This window comes from Agromyces albus, assembly GCF_030815405.1.
Lineage (GTDB): Bacteria > Actinomycetota > Actinomycetes > Actinomycetales > Microbacteriaceae > Agromyces > Agromyces albus_A.
This window is the reverse complement of the sequence record NZ_JAUSWX010000001.1, coordinates 4,214,354-4,231,302: the sequence shown is the minus strand read 5'-3', so window position 1 is coordinate 4,231,302 and position 16,949 is coordinate 4,214,354. Positions and strand designations below refer to the sequence as shown.

The following is a 16,949-nucleotide window of genomic DNA, read 5'->3' as shown; positions in this document are numbered from 1 at the left end:
CCCTTCGCCGATGCGTTAGCGTCGAAGGATGTCCCAGCACGACGTCGTCATCCGCACCACCGAGGCCGACGACTGGCAGGCCGTTCGAGCCCTCCGCCTCGAGATGCTGCGGGACTATCCGATCGCCTACGGCGAGACCCTCGAACACGCGCTGCTCGCCGACGAGGCCACGTGGCGGCTTCGCGGCGCGCGCGGCACGACCCGCGGCCAGACCGCGATCGTCGCCATCATCGGCGAGCGCTGGGTGGGCACCATGGGTGGATACATCCCCGACGCCAAGACCGGGCCCTCACTCGTCGGCGTCTACGTCGCGCCCGACCAGCGCGGCGACGCGGCAGGGGTGTCGCGCCTCCTCCTCGACGCCGTGGAGGAATGGGCCCGCGACTGGGGCGACACCCTGCGGCTCGAGGTGCATGAAGACAACGTTCGCGCCCGACGGTTCTACGAGAAGCTCGGCTTCACCTTCACCGGCCGCAGCCGTGCGTACGAGCTCGCCCCCGGAGGGCTCGAGCTCGAGATGATCAAGCCGCTGCGCTGAGCGAGCGGCGGGCGGCGGGCGGCGGGCGGCAGGTGCCCTGCCTCCCGGCGCCGGGAGGCCGCGTGGCGGCTAACGGATGTCGTCCGCAGCGGACAGACTGGCGCCATGCACACGTTCGCAGACATCCTGCTCATCGCCGCCATCGTGGGCACCGGCATGGTGGCCGGCGTCTTCTTCGCATTCTCGGGCTTCGTCGTGCAGGGATTCGACCGGCTGTCGCCCGCTCACGCTGCGCGGGCGATGCGCGAGGTCAACGTCACGGCCGTGCGCGCGCCGCTCATGCTCGCGATCTTCGCCACTGCGCTGCTCGTCGCGATCCTGTTCGTGTTCGCGTTCCTCGGCGAGCCCGAAGGGGGCACCCAGTGGGCGATCATCGGGGCCGCGCTCTACCTCGTGTGCGTCATCGCAGTGACGGGCGGAGCGAACATGCCGCGCAACAACCGGCTGGCGGCCGTAGCCGAGACGGATGACGCGGCCCTCGCCGCGGCCTGGCTCGAGTTCCGGCCCGGCTGGGCCGCCTGGAACCACGTGCGCACGCTCGGTTCGACGGCAGCGTGCCTCTGCCTCGTCGCCGCGCTGATCGCGAGCCATGGAGGGCTTCGCTGAATCACTCAGCAGCTGATCAGCGGCGCCGCTTCGGCGCGACGACCGCCGTCACCTGGTGCGCCGTGTCGGCGAAGGCCTTACCGATCGCCGACGCGAACGCGCGCTGGTCGTCGTTCAGGGCGATCTCGCCATTGGACTCGACGCCCGCGAGCGCAACGGCATCGGCTGCGGCATCCGACGACAGGAACGGGATGAGCCAGTCTTCAAGGGTCTCGAGCGGCCCGCGGTCGAGCTTGTAGTACCGGTGTTGGCCCTCTTCGCGCACCGCGACGAGCCCCGACTCGCGCAGCACCTTGAGGTGCTTCGAAACCGTCGGCTGGCTCGCGCCGAGCGCGGTCACGATGTCTGAGACGCTGATCTCGCCGCCCGACTGCGGCACCCCGCGTTCACGCTCGAGGAGGACCGCAAGGATGTCGCGCCGCGTCGAGTCCGCCACCACGTCGAAGATGTCCGCCATGTGCCAAGGCTAGTCACTCCCGGCGGGGAGTACCATGACATCGCGTTCGGTGACGGCACAGAGGGGGGTCGATGCGCGTACAGCCCGTGGCCCGTTTGGGTGGAGTCGACCGACGGTCGTGGCTCGGTCGGGCACGCGACGCGATCGACTCGCTCGTCAAGAGCTCCCCGTCACGATTCGCGATCCTCATCTTCACCGCACTCATCCTCGTCACCACGCTCCTGCTGTCGCTGCCGATCGCGCGAGCGGGCGAGGGGCGCGGCACTCCGCTCGCCGACGCACTGTTCACGGCGGTGTCGACGATCTGCGTCACGGGCCTGAGCACCGTCGACATGGCCACCCACTGGTCGCCGTTCGGCAATGCCGTCGTGTTCATCGGCATGAATGTCGGTGGAATCGGCGTGCTGACGCTCGCGTCGATCCTCGGCCTCGTCATCTCCCGTCGGCTCGGACTCCGTGCGAAGCTCATCGCTGCGAGCGACACGAATCCCTCGCGAATCCACGTCGGGCCGGTCTCCGAGAGCCAGGCGGTGCGACTCGGCGAGGTCGGCAGCCTGCTCCTCACCGTCGCCTCGAGCCTGATCGTCATCGAGGCGGTCATCGCGATCGGGATGGTCCCGAGCATGCTCGCCGCCGGATACGACTTCGGAACCAGTGTCTGGTACTCGAGCTACTACTCGGTGAGCGCCTTCACGAACACCGGGTTCAACCCCAATCCGGCCGGACCGGTCGAGTTCGTCGGAGACTACTGGTTCCAATCGCTGCTGATGCTCGACGTCTTCCTCGGCAGCCTCGGGTTCCCGGTCATCTTCGCGCTGCTCCGCACCTGGCGGATGCCACGCCGGTGGAGCGTGCACGTGAAGCTCACGATCGCGACCACCGTCATCCTCTTCGTCGCGGGTGCGTTGATGTTCCTGCTCCTCGAGTACAACAACCCGCGCACCTACGGTCAGCTCGATGCGGGCCCGACGATCTTCGAGTCGTTCTTCATGTCGGCGATGACCCGCTCGGGCGGGTTCGCGACGATCGACATGCACGACCTCAACAGCTCGAGCCTGCTCGTCTCCGACATGCTCATGTTCGTCGGCGGCGGCTCCGCATCGACCGCGGGCGGCATCAAGGTCACGACGCTCGCCGTGCTGTTCCTCGCCGCGTTCGCGGAGGCTCGCGGCGCGCCCGCGATGGAGGCCTTCGGGCGCCGCATCCCCCGCGACATCCTGCGCCTCGCGGTCAGCGTCGTGCTGTGGGGCGCGACGATCGTGGCGGTCTCGACGATCATCCTCACCCAGATCACGAAAGCCCCCCTCGACTTCGTGCTGTTCGACGTGATCTCGGGCTTCGCCACGTGCGGACTCTCGACCGGATTCACGGCCGAGCTTCCCTCCGAGGGCAAGTACGTCATGGCTGCCACCATGTTCATGGGGCGGGTTGGTACAGTGACACTCGCCGCAGCACTGGCGGCCAGCCAGCGCCGGCAGTTGTACCGGCATCCGGAAGAGAGGCCCATCGTTGGTTGATCGCATCAAGCACGATGCCCCAGTGCTCGTCATCGGACTCGGCCGCTTCGGTGCAGCAACGGCCGGACAGCTCGACCGCCTCGGTCGAGAGGTACTCGCCGTCGACGACGACGAGGCTCTCGTGCAGAAGTGGGCCGAGCGGGTGACCCACGCCGTCGTCGCCGACGCGCGGAACATCGACGCGCTGCGCCAGATCGGCGCGGGCGACTTCTCGATCGCCGTGTGCGCCGTCGGTTCATCGATCGAGGCATCCGTGCTCATCACCGCGAACCTCGTCGACCTGAAGGTCCCGCAGATCTGGGCGAAGGCGATCTCGGCGTCGCACGGCAAGATCCTGCAGCGCATCGGCGCGAACCACGTCATCTACCCCGAGCGTGAGGCGGGTGAGCGGTCGGCGCACCTCGTGAGCGGCCGGATGCTCGACTTCATCGAGTTCGACGACGACTTCGCCCTCGTGAAGATGTACCCGCCGAAGCCGATCCGAGGCAAGAACCTCAAGGAGGCCGGCGTTCGGTCGAAGCACCGCGTCACGGTCGTCGGCGTGAAGAGCCCCGGCAAGCCATTCACGTATGCGACCGAGAACACGGTGGTGTCGAACCACGACCTCATCATCGTGTCGGGCACCGAGGGCGACATCGAGAAGTTCGCGGCGCTCGAGTAGCGGCGAACCGCAGGAGATTCCGCATCATGGGCGTGTATGTCGCCCCATGATCGAGAATCTCCTGCATTCCAGCGAGCGGATGCCGCAGCCGACCGCGCGGGCGCCTAACTGAACAACAAGGGCACGGTGCCCACCGCGCCCGCGACGAAGGCGATCGCGAGGAGCACGAAACCGACCGTGCGGAGGATGCGCCGACCGGCGGGCGGGTCGTGCAGGCGGAGCCGATCGGGTTCGCGCTCCTTGTAGTACGCGGGTTCCTCTTCGGGCCGCAGGACATGCGCCCGCTCCTCGGAGCTGAGGCGCCGCTGGTGGAACGCGCCCTCCGCGAACCAGCGCACCGTGCTGCCGTGCTCCTGATCGACGACGACAGCCTCGGTGCGGAGCCAACGGCCGTCGGCGACCCGGATGAGGAGAGCGAGGAGAAGGAAGGCGAGGGCACCGCCGAGGGCGGTCCAGCCGATCACCTCGGCGACCACCGAGACGACCTCTGGCGCTTCCACATCCTCACGGTAGCGGACCGCCCGGCCTCATGGGATCCCGGTTGGGGAGCGACTCATTCGAGGAGGTCCGCCGTCAGTGCGGCGAGCTCGGCGAGGCGCTCGGCCTTGTCCCGGGGCGCGCCCGGGACGCCCGGGCGCTGCTGCCAGGGGTGGGCGCCCGCGAGGGGCCGATAGCCCACCCCCATCGCGTCGTAGATCGCGAGTTGCTCCGGCAGGCGGGCGGCGAAGCCGCGCCAGTCCTTGCCCGGCGCGCTCCACGCCACCTCGGCGAACGCCGCGAGTCGCGGGAACACCGCGTAGTCGAGGCGCGCGGCGGTGTCGAGGTGCTCGGTCCAGGCGTTCGCCTGCACGCCGAGCAGGTGCCGGCGCATCGCGTCGTCGGCGCCGACGGGCAGCGGCTCGAAGTCGTAGACGTCTCGGAGGGCGAGCACCGTGCCGACCGGGATCGGCTCCTCGGCGGCATCCGACTGCCGGTAATCGAGATAGGCGAAATCGTCGGGGCAGAGCACCACGTCGTGGCCGCGGGCGACGGCCACTTGCGCCCCGCGAATCCCACGCCACGACGCGACCACGGCACCCGCGGCGAGCGGCCCCTCGAGCACCTCGTCCCAGCCGTACAAGCGCCGCCCGGCAGTGGTCAGGTGGTCGTCGAGCTGACGGATGAACCAGGCCTGCAGCTCGTTCGGCGTCTCGATGCCGCGCTCCCGCATGAGCTCCTGCGTGCGCGCATCGAGCGCCCACTGCGTCTTGCGGGCCTCGTCTCCGCCGACGGCGATGATCTCCGACGGGAAGACCTCCATGACCTCGTCGAACACGTTGCGGAAGAACTCGACGGTCGACTCCTCAGCGTTCAGCACGTCGTCGTTGATGCCGTAGCCGGTCCACACCTCGTACGGGCCGCCGGTCACGCCGAGCTCGGGGTAGGCCGCGAGGGCGGCGCGCACGTGCCCGGGCGTCTCGATCTCCGGCACGACGGTGATCGCCCGCTCTGCGGCGTACGCCACGATCTCGCGCAGGTCGTCTTGCGTGTAGTAGCCGCCGTGGGGCCTCCCGTCGAGCGTCGATTCCGGGCCGTGCCCGAGTTGCGACTCGCGGCGCCACGCGCCGACCTCGGTGAGCCGCGGATAGCGCCGGATCTCCATGCGCCAGCCCTGGTCGTCGGTGAGATGCAGCTGCAGCACGTTCACCCGGTGCAGCGCGAGCAGGTCGATGAGCCGCAGCACCTCGTGCTTCGGCCGGAAACTGCGGGCGACGTCGAGCATGAATCCGCGCCACGCGAAGCGCGGGGCGTCGTCGATGACGGATGCCGCAGCCGTCCAGTCGCGGCCCGGCAGCGGCGCCCGGCGGAATGCGTCGGGCCCGAGCAGCCGCCGGAACGCCTGGCCGCCGTAGAACGCGCCGGCGTCCCTCCCGCCCGTGATGCGGACCCCGTCGGGTGCGACCTCGAGCCGGTATGCCTCTCGCGGCATTCGGTCGTCGATGGTGAGGTCGATGTCGCCCGGACCCGGCGGTCGAGGAGCGCCCGGCGCAGACGGAGGCGTATCGAGGCCCGACTCGCCGAGCAGCGGCAACTCGAACCCGGTCGCCGCAGCGAGGTCACGCTGCAGGCGCAACGCGGCTGAGCGTGCAGCCGGCGCGGCTGCGATTCGCGTGTCCGGGCGAAGCGCGAACCGACCGTCACCGGCTCGCTGTTCGCGCGGACGCGGGATCACGCGCCGGCCGCCTGCTCGCGGGCGCGAGCGAGCGCGGCATCCGTCGCCCGGTCGAAGGTCTGCTTGAACGCGGCCTCTTCGAACACCGCGATGGCGCGTTCGGTGGTGCCCTTGGGGCTCGTGACGCGGCGGCGCAGCTCCATCGGCGAATCGTCGGATGCCGCGAGCAGCTCACTCGCCCCCCGGAACGTGCCCTGCACCATCACGGCGGCCTGCTCGGGCGTGAATCCCTTGTCGACGGCCGTCGCCGTGAACTGCTCGATGAGGTAGAAGACGTAGGCGGGGCCGGAGCCCGAGATCGACGACAGCGCGTCGAGCTGCGACTCGGGCACGACGAGCACCTCGCCGACCGCCTCGAAGAGCGTGACGGCGAGCGCGAGGTCGTCGTTGCTCGATCGCGTGCCTCGGGAGACGCCGGTGACCGCGCGACCGACGACCGCGGGCGTGTTCGGGATCGTGCGGATGACCGCGACCGACTCGGGCAGCAACGACTCGAACGTCGCGACGGTCACGCCCCCGGCGACCGAGATGACGACCGTGCCGGGATCCAGTGCGTCGGAGATCTCGCGCAGGAGGTCGGGGACCATCGCGGGCTTGACAGCGACGACCACGATCTTCGCGCCGGCGACGGCAGTGCGGTTCGCCGCGGCATCCGTCTCGGTGGCGAAGGACGTGACGCCGGGAAGGTCGTCGAGCTCCGCCGCCCGTGCTGCGCTGCGGTTGGTGGCACGGATGCCGCCGTCGACGACGACACCCGAGTGCAGCAGGCCGGAGAGGATGGCGCGAGCCATCGACCCCGCTCCGAGGAAGGCGATCGAGGGCAGGTGGATGGGGGCTTCGACGGTCATGCGACCCATCCTAGGATTGGCGTATGAGCGCATCAGGCGGCACCAAGGCCATCATGGCGGCATTCCTCGCGAACACCGGCATCGCGATCACGAAGTTCATCGCGTGGGGGTTCTCGGGCTCGGCGTCGATGCTTGCAGAGGCCGTGCACTCCGTCGCCGATGCCGGCAACCAGCTGCTGCTCATCTTCGGCGGTCGCCAGGCCAAGCGGGCTGCCGACGAGGAGCACCCGTTCGGCTACGGTCGCGAGCGCTACGTGTATGCGTTCGTCGTCGCGATCATCCTCTTCTCCGTCGGCGGCGTGTTCTCGATCTACGAGGGCGTCGACAAGCTGCAGCACCCGCACGAGCTCGATCACTGGTGGCTGCCGCTGCTCGTGCTCACGATCGCGATCGTGCTCGAGTCGTTCTCGCTCCGCACCGCGGTCAGGGAGTCGAACCACGTGCGCGGCAAGCAGAGCTGGGTGCAGTTCGTGCGTCACGCGAAGGCGCCCGAGCTCCCCGTCGTGCTCCTCGAAGACATCGCCGCCCTCCTCGGCCTCGTCTTCGCGTTCATCGGCGTCGGCCTCACCGTGCTGACCGGCAACCCCTTCTTCGACGCACTCGGCACGCTGTTCATCGGCACGCTGCTCATCGTCGTCGCGATCGTGCTCGGCATCGAGACGAAGAGCCTCCTCGTGGGCGAGGGTGCCACCGAAGCCGACCACGAGAAGATCGAGCAGGCGATTCTCGCCGGCACCGAGGTGGAGCGCATCATCCACATGAAGACCCTCTACCTCGGCCCCGACGAACTGCTCGTCGCCGCCAAGGTGGGATTCCAAGCCGACCAGCGGCTGCTCGAGGTCGCCACGGCGACGAACGTCATCGAGCAGCGCATCCGGCACGCCGTGCCCGCAGCACGCGTCATCTACGTCGAGCCCGACGTCTACGTCGACCCGAACCTCACGGCTCCGCCGACCGACGCGATCGTGATCAAGGGACTCGAGTAGCCGGCAAGCGCGTGACGTCGCGTCAGTGGCGACGCAGCGGGTCGTCGAAGAACTCGACGAGCAGCCGCGCCGCGGCATCCGCCTCGACTCCCGGAATCACCTCGACACGGTGGTTGAGCCTGCGGTCGCGCAGCACGTCGTAGAGCGAGCCGGCGGCACCGGCCTTCTCGTCCCACGCGCCGAACACGACGGTCTGGATGCGGGCGGCGAGGATCGCCCCGGCGCACATGATGCACGGCTCGAGGGTGACGACGAGCGTGCAGTCGGTGAGGCGCCAGTCGCCGTACGCCTCGGCCGCGGTGCGGAGTGCGAGGAGCTCGGCGTGCGCGGTCGGGTCGCCCAGCAGCTCCCGCTCGTTGCGCCGCGCGGCGATCACGACGCCGTCGCCGTTCACGACCACGGCTCCGACCGGCACGTCACGAGTGGCGGGTGCGGCCTCGGCCTCGGCGAGCGCGAGTCGCATCCACTCGCGGTGGATCTCGAGCTCACGCATCGACATGGGCCTCCTGTACACGCGACTCTCGTATCGTATCCGGCGCTGGCCGGCGGGAACCCGCTCAGTAGACTCGAGCCCATGCGAGTCCACGTTGCCGACCACCCGCTCATCACCCACAAGCTGACGGTGCTCCGCGACGCGAAGACCCCGTCACCGCAGTTCCGATCGCTCGTCGAAGAGCTCATGACCCTGCTCGCTTACGAGGGCACGCGGGGCGTGCGCGTCGAGCCGATCGACATCGTGACCCCGGTCGCGCCCACGACCGGCGTTCGCATCGCCGACCCGAAGCCGCTCATCGTCCCGATCCTGCGGGCGGGCCTCGGCATGCTCGAGGGCATGGTGAAGCTCCTGCCGACGGCCGAGGTCGGCTTCCTCGGCATGGCCAGGAACGAAGAGACGCTCGAGCCGACCACGTACGCCGAGCGCCTGCCCGAAGATCTCTCCGACCGGCAGTGCTTCGTGCTCGACCCCATGCTCGCGACGGGCGGCTCGCTCACGGCCGCCATCGAGTACCTCTTCGACCGCGGGGCCACGGATGTCACGGCCATCTGCATCCTCGCCGCCCCCGAGGGCCTCGCCGCGGTCGAACAGGCCCTCCACGGCCGCGAGGTCACGATCGTGCTCGGCGCGGTCGACGAGCGCCTGAACGAGCTGGGATACATCGTGCCGGGCCTCGGCGATGCCGGCGATCGCCTCTACGGCACGGTCTGAGTTCTGCTAGGCATCCGTCGCTCCGAAGGATCTTCGACGGGTGCCGCGCCGCTTGGCAGCGCCACTGGGGAAGATTTTCTGAATTCGCGTTTCATCGCAGAATCTTGCAGCGGTGACATCCGCTCACCCGGTTCCTCCGAATGGTGGGCGCTGGCGCGCACCGCGTGCGACGTCACAGCCCGTCATGTGCACGTCATGAATTGACACATGCGCGAACATCGGTTTGACTGACGCCCATGACTGACACCGCACGCACCCTGACCGCCCCCGGCGATCTCAGGACTCACGGCATGATGATGCCGATGCGCGCGCCCATGTGTTGTCGAATGTGCCGCTGACCGCGACCCCACCGCCGAGTCCCGCAGCCGATCAGCATCCCGATCGGCCCCGACTCCACTGAACCGTCGTATCTCGAGGTTCGCCCGGCCGCACGGCCATTCGCTCCGACCCCGCTCCGGGGTCTGTTGTTGCACCCTTCACGCAAGGATTTCGTCATGTCTCTCGCTTTCGCTCCCGCCCGCACCGCTCCCACTCCCGTTCGCACCGCTCCGTCGCAGCCCGGTGCACCGCTCCGCTCCGTCTCGATCTCACCCCGTCCGGCCTCGACGCCCACAACGGATGCCGCGACCGAGGCCTCCCGCTCCGACGCGCCGCGCGTTCGCGCCGTGCCCGAGGGCACCGAGGCCCGTGGCTTCGTGCTCTACGTCGGCATCGACGAGACCAAGGCCACCGAAGACGGCACGACGTTGCACCGCATCGTCGAGGCGCTGCGCGCCCTCACCGCCGAAGTGGCCCCCTCGGCCGAGACCTACGCGGCCGTCGCTCTCGCTCCCGAGGGCGCAGGCGGCCGTGACGTCGACGTCGTGCGCCTCGCCCTCCAAGACCCCGCCGCGCTCGCCAAGCAGCGCCGCGACACCAACGACGACACCGACCGCCACCCCAACGGCGTCATCATCGACATCTCCCGCAAGCGCGTGCTGCTCGACGGCGAGGCCGCCGGCCTCACCTACAAGGAGTTCGAGCTCCTGCAGTTCCTCGTGCTGCGCGAGGGTCGCACGATCGACCGCCAGGAGCTCATCGAGAACCTGTGGGACGCCGACGACGAGGCTCCCAGCGAGCGCACGATCGACGTGCACGTGCGGCGCCTGCGCTCGAAGCTCGCGCACTACCAGGACATCGTGCGCACCGTGCGCGGCATCGGCTACCGCTTCGACCGCCACGCCGACGTCTCGATCCGCCAGGCCTCGACGCCGTCGCCCGACCTCTACTGAGGTCGCGGCGGCCCGCCACTGTTCAGGCGAGTGACGCGATCGCCATGAGTGCGGTCATGAGTCCCATCGCGGATGCCTCCACGGCGCCGACGAGCGGGGAACGGCGGCTGATCGAGCGCACCACGAGCCAGACGGTGAAGACCAGGTAGCCGGCGGCTCCCGCGAGCGTCACGGCGAGGGGTGACCCGAGCGACGGATGACTCGGATGCCCGGATCCCGCGACTCCCTCGTGAGCTGCAGCAGCAACGACCAGTAGCGCGGCGCCGAGCACCAATCCGAGCGCCCGATGCAGCTGCATGTGCCGGGCGTGCCCGCCATCGCCACCCGCATGGACCCTGATGAGGGCCGCGGCTGCGACGCCGAGCGCCAGGAGCGCACCGGCCCACACGAGCGGCGGCACCGCCGGCCACCCGGTCGCCATGGCGATCATCGCGATCAACATCGCCGCCGCCGGCACGACCGATCGGGCCCTGCCGCGGCGGTCGCCGACCGCACAGCAGAGCCCGACCGTGGCCGGGACCACCGCGGCGAGGTGGAGCACCTCGACCACCGGGGGTCCTAGTGGCCGTGGTGGTCGTGACCGCCGTGACCTGCGTGGTCGTGATCGGCGGGAGCGCAGTGCGGCGCGGCATCCGGAGCCGGCACGTTGAGTGCCGGATTCCTGCCGAAGAAGCCGTGCGGCTTCAGGGTGAACTTCGCGTAGTCGACGGGCATGACCGGCCAGTCCTCGGGGCGCGGGAAGTGCGTCGGCCCGAACGTGTGCCACACGACGAGGTCTTCGCCGTCGACGGATGCATCGTCGGCGATGTACCTCGTGATGCCGTCGCCGCCGGGGTTCTGGTGCACGAAGTCGCCCGCCGCGTACCGTTCGGCAGGATCGTACTTCGTGACGAAGAGGTGCTTCGTGGCGAACTCGGCGCGCTTCGCGATCGACGACGCATCGTCGGCCAGGAGCACGGGCGCCTCCTGCGGGTACAGCACGTAGGACGTCGGCCGGCCCATGCGGTTCACCTTCTCGGTGTTCGAGATGAACCACGCTCGTGAGACCGAGGCATCCGCAACCCGCCCTGAAGCGGCTTCGCTCGTGAGGCGCGTGACCTGCTTGGTGAACGCGTTCCCGTGCTCGTTGCCTGCGCCCATCGGTACTCGCGCGACGTCGACCTCGTCGACGGCGTTCGAGACGCCGTCGATCATCATGTCGAGTCGTGCGCTGAAGAGGTGCTGGTGGTACGGGCCGCCGAGGCCGGGGGCCACCTCGCTCGCAAACGGGTAGTCGTTGCCGTCGGCGTCGAGCCCGGGGTAGGCCGACGTGAAGAGGATGCCGGTGAGCCTCGCCTCGCACTCGATCGTGCCGTCGAGGTAGAGGTACCAGTAGAAGCCGTAGTCGTAGTTGCCGACCGTCGTGAAGAAGCTGATCACGAGGCGGCGAGAGCGGCGCACCTCGTTCGAGCCGGTGAACATGTCGGAATGCTTCCAGAGCGTGCCGAAGTCCTCCTCGTGCATGCAGATGCCGTTCTCGATGGTGAACGGGTTGCCGAGCTCGTCGGCGAGCACGGCATCGAAGTAGCGGATCTCGCCGACGCAGTCGCATCCGAGTGCGAGGGAGTTCGTGAAACGCCCGAAGAGGTACTCCCCCGTGTCGAAGTAGTTCTGCCAGAAGCGCACGGGCGACGGGTCGGCGTAAGGCACGAGCATCTCGTTGATCGAGGCGCGGTAGATGATGGGGCGCTCCTCGCCGGCGTCGGTGAACGACAACTGGCGCAGCACGAGGCCCTCGCGTGTGTCGAAGCCCACCTGGAAGCGCCAGTTCGCCCAGCTCACCCACTCGCCGTCGACCGAGTAGCTCGGGCCTTCGGGCTGGGTGATCGAGATCGGCTTCAACGTCGTGAGCGGCCCACCCTGCACCACCGGGTCGTCGAAGTTGCCGCTCTCAGCGGGGATGGGGATGAGTGCCGCATCGATGAGCCGGGTCACCTCGCGGTTGGCGACGTCGACGTAGGCGCTCAGGCCGTCGACGGGGTGCGCCCACGGGTGGTCGGCCGGGTGGTCCTGGCGGAACGCGAGAACCCGCAGAATGCGGCGGCCCTCCTCTTCGGGGTAGTCGTAGTACCCGGCCGAGAGGGGCACGCAGACGACGTCGTCCGGGGTGCATCCGCGAAGGGCGAGGGCCTCGACCCAGCGGGGGTCGTCGGCGACGATCGCTCCGATGGCCTCGAACTCCTCGAGGAGCACCGGCAACTGGCCGCGTGACCCGTCGAGCACGGTCGTCGACACGAGCACACCCGAGGTGAGCGACACGATGTTGTCGGTGGAGCGTCCGGTCGCCATATCGAGCAGCATCACGCGGACCCGGCGCTCGGGCAGCGGCCCGTCGCCGCCCTGCCATGCGAGCACCTCGAGCTTGTGCGGCTCGTCGAGGCCCACGTAGGCGAAGCGGGTGGCCGGAGTGAAGTCGGGCGTGGCGGCGATGAGGTCGCGGATTCGCACGAACTCCTCGGCGGAGAGGCTCGAGAGCGGGTGCGCGATGCTCGTGACGGTGTCGGTCGGCGTGGCGACTGGATCGAGGATGGTCATGTCGTCGTTTCCTTCGTGGTGGTGTCGGTCTGCGGGTCGAATCCGGGGTTGTGCCGCGCGGGTCATCCGCCGATCGCGTCGGTGATGCGCTCATACGCCTGCGGGTCGCGCACGCGCAGCACCAGCGCCTGCACGTAGCCGGCGACCGGCACGAGCGCGATGAACGCCAGGAGCGAGAGGCTCAGGACGCCGAACACCGGAATGCCCTCGGCGTCGACGTCGCCAACGAGCATCGGGAAGTACGCGGTGATGATGATCGCCGAGGCGATGAGGCCGGCGAGACCCAGCGCCGGGGCGATGACCGTGTGCCAGACGCCGGCCGCGCCGCGGTTCTTCCGCGTGAAGTACACGATGATCGCCACGCTCGTGATCGCCATGAGGATCGCGATCGCGAGCGTGGCGACGCCCGAGAACCAGGTGAACACGGCGAGCACCGGGTCGAGCCCGAGGAACGCGAAGGCGGCGATGAACACGACGCCCGTGGCGGTCTGCACGATCGAGGAGGTGTGCGGCGAGAGATGGCGGTGGTGCACGTCGCCGAGACGACGGGGCAGCACGCCGGCCGTCGACATCGAGTGCTGGTAGCGCGTGATGACGTTGTGGAACGAGAGCACGCACGCGAACATGCTCGTGATGAGCAGCACGTTGATGACGACCTCGCCGATCGGGCCGAGGTAGTTCAGGGTCGTGATGATGACCATGGCGCCCGGGTCGGCGGCGGCCGCGTCGACGACGCCGCTCGGGCCCCAGGCCATGACGATGCCCCATGACGCGATCGTGTAGAACACGCCGATGCCGATGACGGCCACGTACGTCGCGATCGGGATGGTGCGGCTCGGGTTCTTCGCCTCGTCGCGGAAGATCGCGGTCGCCTCGAACCCGATGAACGCCGCGATCGCGAACATGAGGCCGACGCCCGGGGGCACCAGAGACGATGTTCGCGGGCTCGAACGGTGCGAGCGAGAGGCCCTCGGGCCCACCGGATGCCACGACCGCGACGACGAGCGCGAGCACGATGAGGATCTCGCCGACGAGCAGCACCCCGAGCACCTTCGAGCTCAATTCGATGTGGCGGTAGCCGAGGATGCCGACCAGGGCGATGACCGCGAGGGCGTAGAGGTACCACGGCAGGTCTGGCCCGCCGACACCCGCGATCGTCACCTCGAGCACGTAGCCCATGTAGCCGTACACCGCGACCTGGATGGTCGTGTAGGTGAGGAGCGCGAGGTAGGCGGTCGCGAGGCCCATCGGCCGGCCGAGTCCGTACCCGACGAAGGTGAAGAAGGCGCCTGGCTTCGGCACGTGCTTCGCCATGGTCGCGAGCCCGACCGAGAAGAGCAGCAGCACGATGGCGGAGATGGCGAACATCGCCGGGTAGCCGACGCCGTTGCCGAGGAGGATGCCGAGCGGTGCCGCGCCGCCCACGACGGTGAGCGGCGAGGCGGCCGCGACGACCATGAAGACGATCGCCGTGACGCCGAGGGATCCGCTGAGGGTGCGGCCGTGGCTCGGGCGGGCCTCGGCGTCGATGGTGCTGGTGCCGGCGGTGCCTGGGGACTGGTTGAGTGCGGTCATGGCGACTCCTCGGGGGGTGGGAACGGATGCCGCAAGCCTGTCGAGCACGTGTTGCCCCCGAATGCCCCGCCGGTGAACAGTCGCGCACGCCCTCTGAGACACCGGGAGCAGCGCCGTCTCACCCACGGTCACACGAACGAAACGCAATGGATGCCTCGGCCGAAACCTGGCCGACTTACGATCGCGCTCTGCGACCGATCGGCCCGTCGACCCCGAAACGCGACGGAGCCGAACGTGGCGCCGAACGAGAGGACCCGCCAATGGATGCGCTCGCCCGCGCCATCGCCCGCCCCGAGCGGATCGAGGGCCTCGCCGAGCGCTCGCCGCTCTCGGGTCTGGCGAGGCGCAGCGTCGGCTTCGCTGATGTCCTCGCTCAATCGGTGTCGGCGGTCGCCCCGGCGGGCGCGGCCTTCACGACGCCGCTGCTCGTGTCGGCGGTCGCGGGCGCGACGAGCCTGCCGGCGCTCGCCGCGGCACTCGTCATCGCGCTGCTCACCGCGAGCACGATCAACGAGTTCACGCGACGGATGGCCGCGACCGGTTCGCTCTACACCTTCGTCGCTCGCGGGCTCGGCACAGGGCCGGCCTTCGTCGCCGGTGTCGGGCTCCTCATCGGGTACGGCTTCATCGCGATGTTCGCACTCGCGGGCGCCGGGTACTACCTGGCGCTGCTCATCACGCGGATCGTTCCGATCGGGCTCGGTGCGGTGGCGCTCGGCACGGGCGCGATCGTCACGCTGGGGCTCGCGTGCCTGCTGCTGCTCGCCCGCGGCATCCGGCTGTCGACGCGGGTGACCCTGCTTGTCGAGGCCACCTCCGTCGTGCTGATCCTCGCGCTCATCGTCGCGCTCATCGCGGCGCACGGCGATGGTCTCGTCGCCATCGTCCCCGACCCGCGTGATTTCGACCTCGAGGGATTCGCCGTCGCGGCGACGCTCGCGATCACGGCGTTCGTCGGCTTCGAGAGCTCAGCCTCGCTCGGCGTCGAGGCGAAGCGGCCCTTCGCGAGCATCCCCCGCGCGATCAGCTGGACGGTGCTGCTCTCGGGCCTGCTCTACCTCGGCTCCGCAGCCGCGCAGACCATCGGGTTCGAGGTGACCGGACTCGACGCGACGTCGAGCACGTCGCCCGCGAACGATCTCGCGGCGGCGTTCGGCGTGCCGTGGGCGGGATTCGTGCTCGACGTGAGCATCGCCGCATCCCTCTTCGCGTGCGCGGTCGCGTCGTCGACGGCGCTCGTGCGGGTGCTGTTCTCGATGGGCCGCGAAGGGCTGCTGCCCCAGGCGTTCGGCACCGCGCACTCCCGATTCCGTACGCCGTTCGTGGCGAGCGCGATCGCATTGCCGGTCGTCACGGCGGTGCCCGTCGCCCTCGTGCTGGTGGTCGGCGACATCTGGGCGGCGATGACCGTGCTCATCATCTTCGCCGCAGGCGGGTACATCCTCGCCTACGTGCTCGCGTGCGTCGCGGCCCCGGTGTTCCTGCACCGCATCGGCGAGTCGAGCGCCTGGGCGACGGCGAAGGCCGCGATCGCGGCGAGCGCGCTCACCGGCGTCGTGGTGGTCTACCTCATCGAGGAGACTCGCGGCGATCGGGCGATCGGAGTGTGGGGCTTCGTCGCACTGCTCGCGGCGGGCATCGCCGTGTACTGGCTGCGGATGCTGCGGCGCCCGTGGCTGCGGCATGCGATCGGGGTCTACGACCACGCCGTCGCAGGCGACGTGCTCGGCGGCATCCCCGAGGCGGAGTGGGTCGACGACTCGGGTGCGGGCGGACGACGTGGGGGCTGAACTCGGGGCTCACGGCGTGCACGCCCGGCAGCCGAAGGCGATCCACAGCGCATTCACTGTGCTGGAGGAGGTCGCGCGGTGCGGCGCCGGCGTCACGGCTCGCGAGGTGTCGGCGAATCTCGGCATGCCGCGCGCGACCGCGTATCGGCTGCTCAACGTGCTCGTGCAGGAGGAGTACCTCGTGCGCCTCGGCGACCTCTCGGGATTCGCGCTCGGGCGCAAGGTCGCCGAGCTCGCGAACCTCGTCACTCCCGCCCGTCCGCCGCAGGCCGTACGGAGCATCGTCGCCGGCCTGCGCACCCACGTGCGCGGGGGCGTGCACCTCGCGGGCTACGCGGGAACCACGCTGCGCATCCTCGACGAGGACCCCGATTTCCGGCTCTCGGATGCCGCGCGGCTGACGCGTGACCTCGGCGTCTCGGCGATGGGCCGGCTCCTGCTCGCCGACCTCGAGCGGCAGGGCGTGCGGTCGGGCATCCTGAGCTCCGGACTCGTCGCCGAGACCATCGGTCGGGGCTTCGCGGTGCAGACGGGCGCATTCGATCCGGCGCTCGGATGCCTCGCCCTGCCGATCCGCGACCTCGAAGGTCGCCTCGTCGCGGCACTCAGCCTGTCGACCACGACGGACCGCATCGAGCGCCCCGGGCGCCTCCTCGACTTGCTCCGCGACGGCGCGAGCCGGCTCGGGCCGTTGCTCTCCTAGTGCC

Annotated in this window: 17 protein-coding genes; 9 read left to right on the top strand and 8 right to left on the bottom strand. The window is 69.6% G+C overall.

The window, feature by feature from the left end; translation table 11 throughout:
• The first annotated feature begins 28 nt into the window (after window positions 1–28).
• Window positions 29–538 carry a GNAT family N-acetyltransferase gene (locus QFZ29_RS20185; protein WP_306896499.1) on the top strand — a complete coding sequence of 170 codons (510 nt, stop codon included), beginning with the start codon at window positions 29–31 and terminating at the stop codon, window positions 536–538.
• Window positions 539–643: 105 nt separating this feature from the next.
• Window positions 644–1,144, top strand: a complete 501-nt coding sequence (locus QFZ29_RS20180; RefSeq protein ID WP_306896496.1) for an anthrone oxygenase family protein — start codon at window positions 644–646, stop codon at window positions 1,142–1,144.
• 16 nt (window positions 1,145–1,160) lie between these two features.
• Here QFZ29_RS20180 and QFZ29_RS20175 read toward each other — a convergent pair whose 3' ends face one another.
• Window positions 1,161–1,601, bottom strand: a complete 441-nt coding sequence (locus QFZ29_RS20175; protein ID WP_306896494.1) for an ArsR/SmtB family transcription factor — start codon at window positions 1,599–1,601, stop codon at window positions 1,161–1,163.
• Window positions 1,602–1,672: 71 nt separating this feature from the next.
• Between QFZ29_RS20175 and QFZ29_RS20170 the strand changes: the two genes are divergently transcribed.
• Complete coding sequence (locus QFZ29_RS20170) at window positions 1,673–3,118, top strand: TrkH family potassium uptake protein (RefSeq protein ID WP_306896493.1); 1,446 nt, start codon at window positions 1,673–1,675, stop codon at window positions 3,116–3,118.
• Window positions 3,111–3,779, top strand: a complete 669-nt coding sequence (locus tag QFZ29_RS20165; protein ID WP_129519337.1) for a potassium channel family protein — start codon at window positions 3,111–3,113, stop codon at window positions 3,777–3,779. Before QFZ29_RS20170 ends, QFZ29_RS20165 begins: the two co-directional genes overlap by 8 nt.
• Before the next feature lie 104 nt (window positions 3,780–3,883).
• On the opposite strand, the gene QFZ29_RS20160 is transcribed toward QFZ29_RS20165, so the two are convergent.
• The 3 genes from QFZ29_RS20160 to proC are packed head-to-tail and all read right to left on the bottom strand — an operon-like array spanning window position 3,884 to window position 6,839.
• Window positions 3,884–4,279, bottom strand: a complete 396-nt coding sequence (locus QFZ29_RS20160) for a hypothetical protein (RefSeq protein ID WP_306896490.1) — start codon at window positions 4,277–4,279, stop codon at window positions 3,884–3,886.
• A gap of 53 nt (window positions 4,280–4,332) precedes the next feature.
• Window positions 4,333–5,991: a beta-N-acetylhexosaminidase gene (locus tag QFZ29_RS20155; protein WP_306896488.1), complete on the bottom strand. Its 1,659-nt coding sequence runs from the start codon at window positions 5,989–5,991 to the stop codon at window positions 4,333–4,335.
• Entirely contained in the window at window positions 5,988–6,839 is an 852-nt protein-coding gene (gene proC / locus QFZ29_RS20150) for a pyrroline-5-carboxylate reductase (protein WP_306896487.1), read from the bottom strand. The genes QFZ29_RS20155 and proC overlap by 4 nt, the downstream gene beginning before the upstream one ends.
• Before the next feature lie 23 nt (window positions 6,840–6,862).
• Here proC and QFZ29_RS20145 point away from each other — a divergent pair, with 23 nt between their 5' ends.
• Window positions 6,863–7,825 carry a cation diffusion facilitator family transporter gene (locus QFZ29_RS20145; RefSeq protein WP_306896485.1) on the top strand — a complete coding sequence of 321 codons (963 nt, stop codon included), beginning with the start codon at window positions 6,863–6,865 and terminating at the stop codon, window positions 7,823–7,825.
• A 22-nt stretch (window positions 7,826–7,847) separates the two neighbouring features.
• Here the strand turns inward: QFZ29_RS20145 and tadA are convergent, their stop codons facing one another.
• Window positions 7,848–8,324 carry a tRNA adenosine(34) deaminase TadA gene (gene tadA / locus QFZ29_RS20140; protein WP_306896483.1) on the bottom strand — a complete coding sequence of 159 codons (477 nt, stop codon included), beginning with the start codon at window positions 8,322–8,324 and terminating at the stop codon, window positions 7,848–7,850.
• A gap of 75 nt (window positions 8,325–8,399) precedes the next feature.
• Between tadA and upp the strand changes: the two genes are divergently transcribed.
• Window positions 8,400–9,032 carry a uracil phosphoribosyltransferase gene (gene upp, locus QFZ29_RS20135; RefSeq protein WP_306896482.1) on the top strand — a complete coding sequence of 211 codons (633 nt, stop codon included), beginning with the start codon at window positions 8,400–8,402 and terminating at the stop codon, window positions 9,030–9,032.
• A 494-nt stretch (window positions 9,033–9,526) separates the two neighbouring features.
• Window positions 9,527–10,303 carry a winged helix-turn-helix domain-containing protein gene (locus QFZ29_RS20130; protein ID WP_306896480.1) on the top strand — a complete coding sequence of 259 codons (777 nt, stop codon included), beginning with the start codon at window positions 9,527–9,529 and terminating at the stop codon, window positions 10,301–10,303.
• A gap of 22 nt (window positions 10,304–10,325) precedes the next feature.
• Here QFZ29_RS20130 and QFZ29_RS20125 read toward each other — a convergent pair whose 3' ends face one another.
• The 3 genes from QFZ29_RS20125 to QFZ29_RS20115 form a co-directional block, all read right to left on the bottom strand.
• Window positions 10,326–10,853, bottom strand: a complete 528-nt coding sequence (locus QFZ29_RS20125) for a hypothetical protein (RefSeq protein ID WP_306896478.1) — start codon at window positions 10,851–10,853, stop codon at window positions 10,326–10,328.
• A gap of 8 nt (window positions 10,854–10,861) precedes the next feature.
• Window positions 10,862–12,877, bottom strand: coding sequence for a primary-amine oxidase (locus QFZ29_RS20120; protein WP_306896476.1), 2,016 nt, complete (start codon window positions 12,875–12,877; stop codon window positions 10,862–10,864).
• A gap of 62 nt (window positions 12,878–12,939) precedes the next feature.
• Window positions 12,940–13,803, bottom strand: coding sequence for an APC family permease (locus tag QFZ29_RS20115; RefSeq protein WP_306896474.1), 864 nt, complete (start codon window positions 13,801–13,803; stop codon window positions 12,940–12,942).
• Between the two features lie 909 nt (window positions 13,804–14,712).
• Here QFZ29_RS20115 and QFZ29_RS20110 point away from each other — a divergent pair.
• The gene (locus QFZ29_RS20110) at window positions 14,713–16,242 is read left to right on the top strand and encodes an APC family permease (RefSeq protein WP_306896472.1); all 1,530 of its coding nucleotides are present in this window, start codon (window positions 14,713–14,715) and stop codon (window positions 16,240–16,242) included.
• Window positions 16,232–16,945 (top strand): IclR family transcriptional regulator, encoded by a 714-nt coding sequence (locus QFZ29_RS20105; RefSeq protein WP_306896471.1) that lies wholly within the window; start codon window positions 16,232–16,234, stop codon window positions 16,943–16,945. The genes QFZ29_RS20110 and QFZ29_RS20105 overlap by 11 nt, the downstream gene beginning before the upstream one ends.
• Window positions 16,946–16,949 lie beyond the last annotated feature (4 nt).